Below are 12,491 nucleotides of genomic sequence, written 5' to 3' on the forward strand. Positions count from 1 at the left end.
TGTTCGCATATACCGGAGACAGGATACTCACGCTCCATGAATTGCGGGATCTGTTGCAGTTCCCGGGAAAGCTCGGAATAGACAGGCCGCCTCTGGCTGTAGTGTGACATGACACGACATAATCCTCCTGACCATAACGGAGCGCCTTGGTGGCGATTCCGGATGTTTAATCCGATGCTTGCTGGCGCAACGCTGCGCGAACGCGCCATTGCCTGTGTCGGTGCGCTGGTGGGCATTGCTCTCACCGGTTTCGTCTCGGGGCTTTTGTTGGGTAAGGGGCCATATCTGCCGCTGATCGTTGCACCCATCGGCGCTTCGGCGGTGCTGCTGTTCGCCGTGCCGAACAGTCCGCTTGCGCAGCCATGGTCGATCATCGGCGGCAATACGATTTCGGCGCTAGTGGGTGTGATTGTGGCCCAGTATGTCAGCGATCCGGCGCTCGCCATCGGTCTTGGCGTTTCGCTGGCAATCGCAGCCATGTCGGTCACCCGCAGCCTGCATCCGCCCGGCGGCGCTGCTGCGCTGACGGCTGTGCTGGGTGGTCAGGCGGTCGCCAGCTGGGGACTGTGGTTCCCGCTTGTGCCGGTCGGCTTCAATTCATGTCTGCTGGTGGGGCTGGGCATCCTGTTTCACAAGCTTTCCCGGCGCAAATATCCGCATAATGTGGCGGCTGCCCCGGTGAGCATGCACGCGACCAAGGACTTGCCCCCTTCCGTGCGGGCAGGCATCCGCGAAGAGGATATCGATGAAGCGCTGAACACACTGGACGAAAGTTTCGACATTGATCGCAACGATCTTGGCCGGTTGCTGCGGCAGGTTGAGTTGCAGGCATCGATCCGCGCGCATGGCGATCTGACCTGCGCCGATATCATGTCTCGTGACGTCATCAGCATTGGGGAAAACGATACCGCCGATCAGGCCCGTCATCTTCTTCTGCGCCATCGCATCCTGACCTTGCCGGTGACGGGCGCGGATGGGCGACTGACTGGCATGGTGGGCCTGCGTGAGCTGGTTCAGCCCGGTGAAAGCCTCAAGGATCATGTGGTCCCGGCGATCACGGCTGCCCCGGACGATGCGGCAATGGGCCTGCTTCCGGTCCTGACCGATGGTCTGACGCATGTGGCGGTGATCGTGGACGAGAACAGGTTTGTGGTCGGCGTCGTGTCGAAAAGTGACCTTCTCAGTGCCATTGCGCGCGTTCTGCCCCAAACTGCCCCGGTTTCCATCCGGGCCGCAGCTTGACATTTCGGCTGGCGTCTCCGAGTCCCCGCCGGAAATACCCTATTGAATAAAAAGCGGATTTTGGGCAGGGTTTACTCCCAAGACAATGTCGGTGAGTGAATATGTCCGTCCAGCGCGTAAGCTTCTATATTCTACTGGCGCTCGTCACGATCGCCTTCGCCTGGCTGCTCATCCCTTATTACACCGCAGTCCTGTGGGCGGTCATTCTCGCCGTTATCTTCTATCCGGTTCAGCAATATCTCGTGCGGGTTCTGCGCGGACGGCGCAATCTAGCGGCTTTCATGTCGGTGCTGATGTGTATCTGTCTGGTCATCATTCCAATGCTGATCATTTTCAGCTCGCTGGTGCAGGAAGGAAACTCGCTTTACCAACGACTGAGCAGCCGGGAATTTGACCTGAACAGCTATATCACCAGCATTCTTTCCGTACTGCCGGATTCGCTGGAAGACTGGCTCAAGCGCTTTGAGCTTGGCAGTTTCGCCGAATGGCGCTCGCGAATTTCATCGACGATCCTACAAGGCAGCCAGCTATTCGCTGGGCGTCTGGTCAGCTTTGGCCAGAACACGCTGCAATTTTTTATCGGCTTCGGCATCATGCTCTATCTGCTGTTCTTCCTGTTTCGCGACGGTGCGGATCTTGGACGCAGAATCCGGCAGGCAATCCCGCTGAGCGATGACTACACGCGCCAGTTTTTGGAGAAATTCACCGCTGTTATCCGTGCGACGGTCAAAGGCAATATCATCATCGCGATCATTCAGGGTTTGATCGGCGGCGTCGCTTTCTGGCTGCTGGGCATCGAAGCCGCCCTGCTGTGGGGCGTGATGATGACCTTCTTTTCCATGCTACCAGCGGTTGGCGCAGCTCTCGTCTGGGTGCCTGCCGCCGTATGGTTCTTCGTCAGCGGCGACTGGGGCAAAGGCGTCATTCTGGTCCTGATCGGAACGCTGGTTATCGGTCTCGTGGATAATCTGCTGCGCCCACCGCTGGTCGGCAAGGGCACGCGCATGCCGGACTATGTGGTGCTGATCTCGACGGTTGGCGGCATTTCACTGGTCGGCATTAACGGCTTTGTCATCGGGCCGTTGATCGCCGCCATGTTTATTGCCGCATGGTCGCTGCTGGCCGAAGAACAGAAGGACAAGCCCATTGCCGCCGACAGTCCCAAACCAGCAGCGGCGAAGGCAAGACGCTCGAAATAAGGTCGCAGAAAGATCAGGCGACTTTGAGCGTTTCCACCGGCAAGCCGGTATCGGTCATCTTGTTGTCGATGCCGTTTTCATCGAGAAACTGCTTCATCTCCGCATAGGTCTCAAACCATGCGCGGTTGTATTTGTCGAATAGCGACTGATCCCAATAGTCTTCCAGACGGAACGGCTTGTCGCTGAACACGTCATAGCTCGGAATCTTGTAGGTCTCGGCAAATTCGGCGGTACGGCTGTCATAGGTGAAATAGACAGACGGCACGCCATTGGCGAGCGCCATCAGGTTTCCGTGCAGGCGATAACCAAGCACAAGCTGCTGCTGACGCACGAGGTTCTCATAGTCGGCCACAACATCGGAATAGAACATCTTGTTCCGGTAGAGGTTTTCGATTTCATCATCGAAATACCAGTCGGCGGTCCAGCGATGGCCTTTCAGTGCGGCGATGGCCTCTTCCTTCTGCTCGGGCGTGCCGAATACCATCTTTTTCTCGTCAATCTCGCCTTGCGCCATGAGGGTAACGTCGAAGCGCCGCGCCATTGTCTTGATGAGATCACGGTGGCGGGTGAGATATTGCTCAATGTCCTGTGCATAGGCAGGTGAAACCTCGCGGCGTACAGTGACGCCAACCTTTTGCACGCTGTCGAGCGGCGGCAGCTTGATGCGCAAATGCTGGTTGTTGCGGCGGAAGGCCGTGGGGCAACCGATGATGCGCACATTGCGAATGCCGATATCGTTCAGGACCTGCGCCGTATAAGCGCCGCGAACGCCGATGGAAACGGTCGAATCCGCGATGATGCGTAGCACGGCCTTGGTTTCTTCGGAAAGTTCCAGCGCACCCTTGGAGGGGGCCTGCGCGCCAATGCCAAAAGCGATGACGGGCAGTTTCAACCGTTGCAGGACGGCGATACTCTCGCGCCAGTTCATGTCCTTGTTGACATAGTTCGACCCGCGCAGGATGACATAGTCATATTCCTCGCGCAGTTGGTCGATCTTTTCCGGCGAATAAGCGGTTATGGGAAGCTCGGACGCCTTTTCATAATTCATCAGCTTGAGCGATGACTCGAACACGAAAGCATCGCCGATATTGTGATAGTGGTTGATGCTGCCCTGCACGTCGGTGTGACGATACCAGCGCACATTGTCGTGGTCATACACTTCTCCAGCGGGAATCATCACGAGGGCGCGGGGGGCACGGGCCATTCGGTTTTCCTTTAGTTGAGTTTAAGTTCAGACGAGCCAGGCTCAGCTTGCCTGAGAGAGGACAGTTTCACTCACTGTCGGCTTCGGTTTGCGAGGCTTCGCCTCGCGCAATCGGTTATAAAGGTCGAGATGTTCCTTGGCGCAATCCACATAGTGTACAGGACGACGGATGGAATTGTGAAGTCGATCCCATATGCTCGGCTCGCTTAGAACTTCCGTGAAACGGTCAGCCAGATCTTCAGCGCTGCGGACGCGGAAATGCAGACCGTCTTCACCGTCGCGGATTTTCTCGGCCATGCCGCCAATGTCGGAGCAGATCACCGGGCGACGATGATGCAAGGCTTCCTGAATAACGATGGGTGAATTTTCCCACCAGATCGACGGCATCACCACCCAATCGACCGATTGCATGAGACGCGGCATTTCCGAATTCTGGTAAGCACCATAAAAGCGCACGCGGGGACCAGCCTCTTCGATCAGTTTCTGCATGCGCTCCTGAAAGGCGGGCGGCTGCTTTTCCAGATTGCCGCCGAAAATCATCAGGCGGGAATCTTCGCCCCACACCTGTTCCGGCACACGCGATACCGCATCAACCAGCACATCTATGCCTTTGAACGGATTGATCTGGCCGAAAAAGGCGAAGCGGCTGCGGCGCGGGTTCGGGCCGGTCAGTTCGCGTGGCGGCGTAACTTCGCGGATGGCGATCCCATTTTCGATGACGGCCATCTTGTCGGGGCTCAGCCCCCATTCATGATAGCGGTTTGCCAGAAACTGGCTTGGCGAAATGAAGGCATCGGCCAGTTCCAGCATCCCGCGCACAAAGCGCTCGCGCTTGAGAAACCGCGCTGGCGGAACCTGCGGAAAGCAGGCGTGGCAATCGATGGGCGAGGCCTCGTTGCAAAGCTTCGAGGTTCCGGCTTTGACCATCTGGCCGTCATTGTTGCAGATCGACAGGAATTCATGGAACGTGACCAGAATAATGCGATCCGGCAAGGCCTCGCGGATTGCGTAAAGCGTTTCCAGTCCGAGTCCCATCACATGATGGAAATGCACGATATCCGGATCGAAATCGCGCACGAAACGCAGCAGATCGCGACGGATTTCGTCCGTGTTCTTGTTCGACAGGTAGAAGTGATCGTATTCGTCGGCATGAAACAGGATTTCGTCGCTGGCGCGGCGCATGCTCATCAATGCCGTCGTGCCATGACGCGGAATCGGGTGCCCGGCGCGGGCTAAATAGACCGACTGCACGCCGGGAATGGCGTTCAGGCCCTTGTGCAAATTATAAGATGCGATTTCACCGCCGCCGAGGGAAATCGACGGGTGGGCGTGCGATATAACCAGAACGCGGAGTTTGTCGCTCATGCGGGTTCCTCAATCGGTGCGCTGCGCCTGCCAGCAAGAATAGTCGACCAGCGCGCATCAAAGACCTGACGGTCGATCCGCTCGATCAATGCGATGGTTGATGCCCGGTCGGTGACAGACACATCGTCGGAGCCAAGCATTTGCGCTGATGGCAGCCAATAGGAGCGCAGGCCGGATTGTTTGAGTTTCAAGCCAAGGTCGAGGCCTTTTTCATGCGTGCCGAGATAGCCGCGCGTGAATCCGCCGACCGAAAACAACGCATCACGGGGCAGGATGCAGCATTCGAAGGTCGCGGTGGCGACTTCGGTAAGAGACATGCCGGAAACGGAATCCATCGGATAACCGGCATAACGGCTGATGAGGGCGCGATCCGATTGCGGGCCGGCAACCCAGGTTCCGGCCCAGCGGATGGAATCGTCTTCGTAAACGAGTGTCGGCGACAGTACGCAGTCGTGATGCGCGTCATAGGCCGTGACGAGCTTGTTCAACCAGCCTGCGCGTCGCGGCAACAGCGAACCTGCCAAAAAGACCACCTTGTCGGTTGTAACGGCGCGCGCGCCCACTTCCAGCGCATCGTAGAGGTCTTCCGAGCCGCTGGCAGAAACAAGGCGGATGCACAGACGATAGAAGTCGGCGAGCCTTCGAACCTGCACGCCGATGCGGTCGATGATTTCCGTCGCCGCCGAAATGACAATCGGCGCGATGCGGGTTTCGGGATCGAGTGCGAGCAGGGCCAGCAAAGGCTCGATCTCTTCTACTCGTTCATCGACGCCGATGATGATCGCCAGATTGGCGGCGTGATTGACCGCGTCTTCGAACGGGCCGAGATCGACCACGCCAAACACTTCTGGCGCCGGGCGGCTGACGCCGCTGAGCAGCGGAACAAGCTGCTGATCGACAATGTGGCGCAGCGCCCAGGCATTCGGGTCCGTCGCGCGTATCTGCCGGACAATCGCATCGCGTGATGTGACACGGGTCGGCGTCAGCGGATGAAAGGCGCGGCGTCCATCGCTGATGGCAAGCTCGATATAGAAGGGTGATGTGCTATCGCCCGCGAGTTCAGGTGCAAAGGCCACGAAACCATGCGCATGGCGGTTCGGGTCGAGACCGGCATTGAAGGGCGGCTGGTTGTCGAATTCGCGGGTGACGTCAGGCCGGTCATAACGGGTCCATGTGCCGTCGATCTGTATCTCGCCGCGATGGCGGCGCAGCTTGACGCTTTCCACATGGCTGTCGGGGTCGAGTAGCCAGCCGGAAACCAGTATGCCGCTGCCCTCAACACGGAACACATTGTCGATGCCAAGCCGCACCGGGAAAGGCAGGCCGGAAACGGTCTCGCCGCCGTCAAAGCGGTTGGCGGCGGAGCGCAGCCGGAGCAAAATATCCGTCGAACTGCGCACACGCGGCAGGATGGCGCGAATATGGCTTGGCGTCTCGCGCGATCCCGCCAGCAGCCTGCGATCATAGACTTCCGTGAAGCGCCAGCCGCGCCGCCCGCGAAACAACAGCCGTTCAATGTCGTTGGGCTCTACCGGCTCATTGGCAAGCAGCAATCCGGCAAAGCCCGACGCCTGATCGTTGAGATCGGGGCGCGCGAAAACGCTGATCGAACATTCCGCCAGTGAAGAGTTTTTGCCGCTGATGAGCAGTCGTGTGACGGCGGGCGTCAAATCCTGCGCCCAGCCCTGAACGAAAATCTCGCCTTCATCGCTGCCGCCAATCAGCTCGATACAGCCATCGGAGCGCGCACCCACCTGCAAAAGAACGGTGATGGCGGCAAGTTTCTTGCGTCCGATAGGACCGGAGATCAGCCCTTCCACCAGTTCATCGATGACCGTTGGCAGGCTCGGCCCGGCCAGATCGCCGATCATGGCGACGAAATCGGCCACAGGTGCTGCGCGCGAGGCGAAATTGTAACGCGCGACCTTCGCCTTGTGCTGGAACATGATCGTCTTCAAGATGCCCCGGCGCAAAATGCCGGTCGGCACAATCGCGACGAATCCATGGGTTCCGGCGGGCGACGGCTCCTTCAGCGGCCAGGTGACGATGTTCACCTTGACGCTCAATGCCGGATCGCCATTCAGAAAGGCAGTGACCTGATCGCCGGTCGCATTGCCGATCCCAAGCACGAGCAGAAGCGTATCCTCGATCACACAGCCGACAACCATCTCGCCTTCCATCATCATGGGCGGGCGTTCCGATGGTCGGGCAGGTTTTACTGCCGGTTGCTGCGTGGCGGGTCGTTCGTCTTGCGTCATGGGTTTCCCCTCAGCGCATCACGAAAAGCGTCAGGATAGCACCCGCGACGAAGCCCGCCATCACATACATCAGCATGAATAGCAGCTTCACGTCGCCACCGGCGCGTTTGCGCACGTCGTCAATGCGCTTTTCGAGCCCAGCGACCACACCATCCATGCGCATGATGTGCACGTCGAGCTCGGTCATGCGTTGATGCAGATCGGTGCGCAATCCGTCGACGGATGTGGCTATGTCCGCCATTTCGGCAGGCGCAGCGTTGCCCGAACTATCGAGCACCGGGGCTACGCGTTGCAGTGAACGCTGGTTGACCTGCAATTGGCGTTGCGCGGCCATCAGCATGTCGAGCTTGTCGAGAATGCGCGTCATCGGCGCTGCAATTAGCGCTTCGGCGGCCTGTTCGTCGGGCTTCGGCACACGCAGTTTCTGCTCATTGCCTGCCGCATTGGCTGCGACGACAACAAGTTCACCGGCGCGGGCAGCCGCGAATTGCGGCAGCATCACTTCGAAAGCATGCAGGCCGTCGCCGATGCCGTTGCGCTTCAGGTCGGGACGTTCCTTGTCCGCCGGTGCTTCCGCGATGGGTTTGTCATCAAGAAGAACGCGGATCAAAAGCCGTTCCGTGGGCGCTCCGGGATCAAACGCCCAGCCGTAAAGGCGGCCTTCCTCGATGGCGTCAACGCGTCCTTTCATGGCTTCTGTCCTCTGAGGTGCGGCAGATGCAGTCTGTGCTGCTGCCGGATTTGCTGCCCCTTCGGCTGGAACTTTGGTCGCGATGTTCATAGTGTACCTCTTATGCTGCCTCGACACGGGTCGTTCGCAGTGTTCCGATCAGATCGAGATAGCGCGATGCCGTCGTGTCGATAGTGTCCGGATGGCGTGCATTGCGGCTCAGCGACTGACGCAGCTCCGGGTTTTCCGCCATACGACGCATGGCTTCCGCCAGCGCCTGCGGATCATTGGGCGGAACGGTCAGTCCGTTCACGCCGTCCGTAATCATTTCAGCCATGCCGCCGATATTGGAGCAGATGACCGGGCAATCCTGTCCCTGCGCTTCCTGAATGACGAGGGGCGCATTTTCCCACCAGATCGACGGCATGATGGCGCAATCGACGGTGCGGATAAGCTGCGCGATATCTTCACGCCGATAGGCGCCACGCCGTTGCACGAAGGGGGCCGTGTCAGAGAAAAGCTGGTCGATCTCGCTGACAAAGCTCTCGCTTTGAAAGGGTGCCGCACCATGCACGCGCAATTCGAAATCGAAACCTTCATTGATGAGTTGCTGCGCTGCCCGGAGCAGAACCGTCGCGCCCTTCCATGGGTTCAGATTGCCGAAATAGCCGAAGACAGGCTTGGTTCTTGCGCGGCGCGGGGTGTCGATAGCAGGGCGCTCCGGCTGGCCGTTGGGAATGACGCTGATCAGCTCTTCCGACAGGCCCCAGTCAACATAACGCTGTTTCAGGAATTCGCTGGGAGACACGAAGGCGTCAACAGCGCTCAACAATGATTTGATATGGCGCTCGCGCAGTACGAATTTGTCGAGCGCTATGTCCTTGAAACAGGCATGACAGCGATCCGGGCTGGCGCCGTAGCAGAGTTCCTTGCCGGTCGTACGCACCATCAGCCCGTCATGGTGACAGATCGGGTAATAGTCGTGCAATGTCAGGACGATACGGCAATCCGGCAATGTGCGGCGGACGATATGCGGAAATTCTGCGCCCAGCAGCAACAGATGGTGAAGATGCACCACATCCGGGCGAAAATCCTTCAGCAGTTCCACAATGTCCGGCACGATGCCGTAGAGATCGACCTGGCTCAGGTTGAAACGGTCAAAATGACCCGACCAGAGCAGGATTTCATCGCCGCCGTTACCTATGCTCTGAAAGCTGGTTCCCGGGCGTTCCTGACGGTGAATCTTGTTGGTGGCTCCCAGAAACAATGCTTCGCAACCGGCGCGCTGATAGGCGCGGAACAGGTCATGCGCGAAGATTTCCGTCCCGCCGGGATGCAGCGAGGGGTGATTATGGGCAGCAACGAGCATGCGTTCGGCCATCAGGCAGCGCCTCCGCGTGTTGCGATGAAGAGGTCCTGATAATGGTCGGATGCGATCCCGCGCCAGTGACCGAAGGATTTCAGTTCCAGCGACAGGCCGACACCTGCAAGGGCGCGATCCATAAAGCCGTTCTCAAAGCCGACGGCGGCAAGCGGCGGAAGTTCCGGCACATACCAGCAGGGCCCCGCACCGCTGCGTTCGAAACTGAGGCGCGGATCGCGTTTGCCATGGCGATCGCGCGCGGCAATATCATCCACGACAAACGCCGTCATGAACAATTTGCCGCCGGGCGCCAGCACGCGCGCGATCTCCCGCAGATAGACTTTGACTTCGTCAGCGTCGAGATGTGTCACCACCGATGTCATGATGACGAAATCGACGCTCTTGTCGGGAAACGGCAGAACGAGGTGAAGGCCATCGACAGCGCCACGCGGATTATAGAGCGCATGGGCAATGTCGATATGTTGGAACTGAAAGTTCGGATAAAGCGCGCTGATATGCTGGCGACACCAGCTTGTCCCGCCCGCAACCGGGTCGATGCCCGCATAACGACCTTTGGCTGGGTCGAGATATTGCGTCAGTGGCACCGCCATGCGCCCGATGCCCGAACCGATATCGAGAACGCGCGCGTCGGGCCTGAGGCCACCTTTGCGGATGAAATGTCCGAGAAACTCGGCACCGACAGCCCGGAAATCGCCGTCGCCGACAAACACGCTGTTGGGGTCGGGAGAGGGCAGGAAGCGGTTCTTCAAGACGGCGCGTGTCAGCCAGCCGATCTGTTCTTCGGGGATTGGAAGTTTGGTTTCAGGCTGTTTCAGCGCTACCACGTCGGTCAAGCGACGCTCCTTTCATATTTGGCATCGATCACATTGGCCGACGGCGCGGTCTGCGCTTCGTCTTCAGGCGGAGCCATCAGGTCGGTGATGTCTTCATCCCAGCGCTGGGTATGCAGCCAGGAATTATATTGGCTGGCGAGACCACGCATATAATCGGCGCTGCGGCGGATCGAGCGCCGCTCGAAATGGTAGAGCGCCACGGCAGGGTCGTAGTAGACCTGAAAGCCGAGCTGGCGGATTTTCAGGCAAAGATCGCTGTCTTCATAGTCGCCGATCACATAGTCTTCAGTATATCCGCCGACGAGATCCAAGATATCCTTGCGGGTTATAAGGCAGGCACCAGTAACGCCGGGCACATCGCGTCCCACAAGGGCAGGAGCATAGCTGCCGGGCATGCCCTTGTAATAATGATGGTTGAGCCAGACGCCGTGGCGGTCACGAGCGAAATAGAGGCCCGCATGCTGGAGCGAGCCGTCTTCGAACAGCAGGCGAGGGCCGATAGCTCCAAGCCGCTTGTTATCGAAGAGCGGTTGCAGAAGCTGTTGCAGCCAGCCGTGCTTTTCCGGCACGACATCAGAATTCAGCATCACAATGGCGGTGCCCGTTGCTACGCTTGCACCGGCATTGCAGGCGCGGGCATAACCGCCATTGCGGTTCATGATGACAAGGCGAAACGGCAGATCGTGCAATATATGCAGGCCGCCCAGCATATGCTCGGTGTCGTCGTGTATTTCCGGCAGATCGAGAACGAAAATCAGTTCGGCATTGCGGACGATCCATGGATCGGTCGCCATGGCCGAAAACTGGAAGCGCAGAAAATCGAGATTGCGATAAAGCGGAATGACGATTGAGGCGACCGGATTGGCGGGTATCGTGCCGAAATCCTTGACCTCCGAAATGCGCACGGTTGCGCCGAGCTTCTTTTCCACTTCGGTCAAGGCCGGGGCGAGAATGGTCTCGAACACCTTCGGGCGGGCATGTTGCGGCGGCACGGCGCGCAAGATGCGCTTGCGCTGCTCCGCCGGTTCGAATGGCTGCGGGGCAGGAACAAGCGGCGCGGTTGCACCGGATGTAAGCCGCATCTGGAAACGCGGTTGCAGAAGTGGGCCAAGGTGCTTGGCCGCAGGCAGCCACGCGACGAAACCCGTCACATCGGCCTGCGGGGCATCTTCACGCTTGGCGATCTTGCCGGGGAATTTGTGGAAATGGGCTTTCAGCGAAATCGCACTGCCATTGGCCGGCAGATATTCGATATCGCCCAGCATGGCGGAGGGATCGTGATACCACCCGCCAACGATCAGCCCGTTATCCAGTGCAAGCGCGAGATCGATTTCCGCTGCCGGGTTATGGCTTGCGGATTGCGTGATCTGGCGCACCGGAAGAGGCGAACGGCTTTGCAGATCGATGGCGACCGCAGGGCCGCTTGTGCCGAGTTTGGCGAGTTCGCCAACCAGAAATTCGCGCAGATCGGCATTGCCTTGCCATTTGGACCACCATTTGCCGAAATCCATCGGCTCTGACGGGCCATCGGCGAGTTTGCGGATCGCAACACCTTTTTGTCCTGTTAGGACGAACAGAAAGGATGATGGCAGATCCTGTGGCGATTCGACCAGAAGATGGCAGGGTTGCCACGCCTTGCGTGATTGCTGTCCGACCGTGAAGCGCGGCGGGATGACGATGACGCTTCCATTACTGACGCCATAGATGGCAGAAATTTCGCCCAGCATCGGGTCAACGGCGGTTTCCAGTAGATGATGCCCTGCAACCGGCTGGCCACAGTTCTGGATATCGCGCGGTTCCGGGGTCAGCGCCAGCGTGATGTCACGGACGAGGGCTGCAAAAGTCTGATTGCGCGACAGGCGAAACGCGCTGCGCCACGTGGAGAGAATGGTCGAGAGCAGCTTGATATGCCCGGGCAGCGTCAGGTCCGACAGGATGCGCTCGCTATCAAAGGATGCAAGTTCGTTGGCGGGGTAGAGAACGGTCTGAACAGTGGGGCCGAGGGAACCCGCAGAAAGCGCAAACTCGACCGGCTCGCTGCCGGTGCGCATGGCCCAGAACATACGCGTGCCGCCGCTTTCCAGCGGAATGCCGACGCTCAGCAGAGGCACCGGCTGAACAGGCATTTCGAGCGCGCATTTGGTCGACTGGCGTGCCGGGCTTGGAATATCCCAGGCAATCACTGCAATATCGGCGCAAAGACGGCAAATCGAAAGGTTTTCGGGTTTGCTTTCCCGGAGGTCGCGCGAGCCGATATCGCTTGCCCCGATGCCGCTTGCAAATTCCGCCGAATGGTCGAGGTTCAATGCGAATACCCTTTCATTCTTGTCGGATGC

General features: G+C 58.8%; 9 protein-coding genes. 2 read left to right on the forward strand and 7 right to left on the reverse strand.

Going from position 1 to position 12,491, the window contains the following annotated elements:
• The first annotated feature begins 108 nt into the window (after nucleotides 1–108).
• Together QLQ11_RS13555 and QLQ11_RS13560 are read left to right on the forward strand one after the other, a co-directional pair.
• On the forward strand, nucleotides 109–1,242 hold the full coding sequence (locus tag QLQ11_RS13555) for an HPP family protein (protein WP_109367456.1): 1,134 nt from the start codon (nucleotides 109–111) through the stop codon (nucleotides 1,240–1,242).
• Nucleotides 1,243–1,343: 101 nt separating this feature from the next.
• On the forward strand, nucleotides 1,344–2,441 hold the full coding sequence (locus QLQ11_RS13560) for an AI-2E family transporter (protein WP_109367455.1): 1,098 nt from the start codon (nucleotides 1,344–1,346) through the stop codon (nucleotides 2,439–2,441).
• 13 nt (nucleotides 2,442–2,454) lie between these two features.
• Here QLQ11_RS13560 and QLQ11_RS13565 read toward each other — a convergent pair whose 3' ends face one another.
• Genes QLQ11_RS13565 through QLQ11_RS13595 form a run of 7 tightly spaced genes read right to left on the reverse strand, consistent with a single transcriptional unit; the run spans nucleotide 2,455 to nucleotide 12,461 of the window.
• Nucleotides 2,455–3,645 carry a polysaccharide pyruvyl transferase family protein gene (locus QLQ11_RS13565; RefSeq protein WP_109367454.1) on the reverse strand — a complete coding sequence of 397 codons (1,191 nt, stop codon included), beginning with the start codon at nucleotides 3,643–3,645 and terminating at the stop codon, nucleotides 2,455–2,457.
• A gap of 42 nt (nucleotides 3,646–3,687) precedes the next feature.
• Nucleotides 3,688–5,010 (reverse strand): glycosyltransferase family 4 protein, encoded by a 1,323-nt coding sequence (locus tag QLQ11_RS13570; RefSeq protein ID WP_121538815.1) that lies wholly within the window; start codon nucleotides 5,008–5,010, stop codon nucleotides 3,688–3,690.
• The gene (locus QLQ11_RS13575; RefSeq protein WP_121538817.1) at nucleotides 5,007–7,268 is read right to left on the reverse strand and encodes a glycosyltransferase family 2 protein; all 2,262 of its coding nucleotides are present in this window, start codon (nucleotides 7,266–7,268) and stop codon (nucleotides 5,007–5,009) included. The genes QLQ11_RS13570 and QLQ11_RS13575 overlap by 4 nt, the downstream gene beginning before the upstream one ends.
• Nucleotides 7,269–7,278: 10 nt before the next feature.
• Nucleotides 7,279–8,049: a hypothetical protein gene (locus QLQ11_RS13580; protein ID WP_109367451.1), complete on the reverse strand. Its 771-nt coding sequence runs from the start codon at nucleotides 8,047–8,049 to the stop codon at nucleotides 7,279–7,281.
• Between the two features lie 10 nt (nucleotides 8,050–8,059).
• Nucleotides 8,060–9,319, reverse strand: coding sequence for a glycosyltransferase family 4 protein (locus QLQ11_RS13585; RefSeq protein ID WP_109367450.1), 1,260 nt, complete (start codon nucleotides 9,317–9,319; stop codon nucleotides 8,060–8,062).
• Nucleotides 9,319–10,155: a class I SAM-dependent methyltransferase gene (locus QLQ11_RS13590; protein WP_109367449.1), complete on the reverse strand. Its 837-nt coding sequence runs from the start codon at nucleotides 10,153–10,155 to the stop codon at nucleotides 9,319–9,321. The genes QLQ11_RS13585 and QLQ11_RS13590 overlap by 1 nt, the downstream gene beginning before the upstream one ends.
• Nucleotides 10,152–12,461 carry a glycosyltransferase gene (locus QLQ11_RS13595; RefSeq protein ID WP_371835992.1) on the reverse strand — a complete coding sequence of 770 codons (2,310 nt, stop codon included), beginning with the start codon at nucleotides 12,459–12,461 and terminating at the stop codon, nucleotides 10,152–10,154. Before QLQ11_RS13595 ends, QLQ11_RS13590 begins: the two co-directional genes overlap by 4 nt.
• Between the last annotated feature and the right edge of the window lie 30 nt (nucleotides 12,462–12,491).

Origin of the sequence: Ochrobactrum sp. SSR, assembly GCF_030067775.1 — a bacterium.
Lineage (GTDB): Bacteria > Pseudomonadota > Alphaproteobacteria > Rhizobiales > Rhizobiaceae > Brucella > Brucella teleogrylli.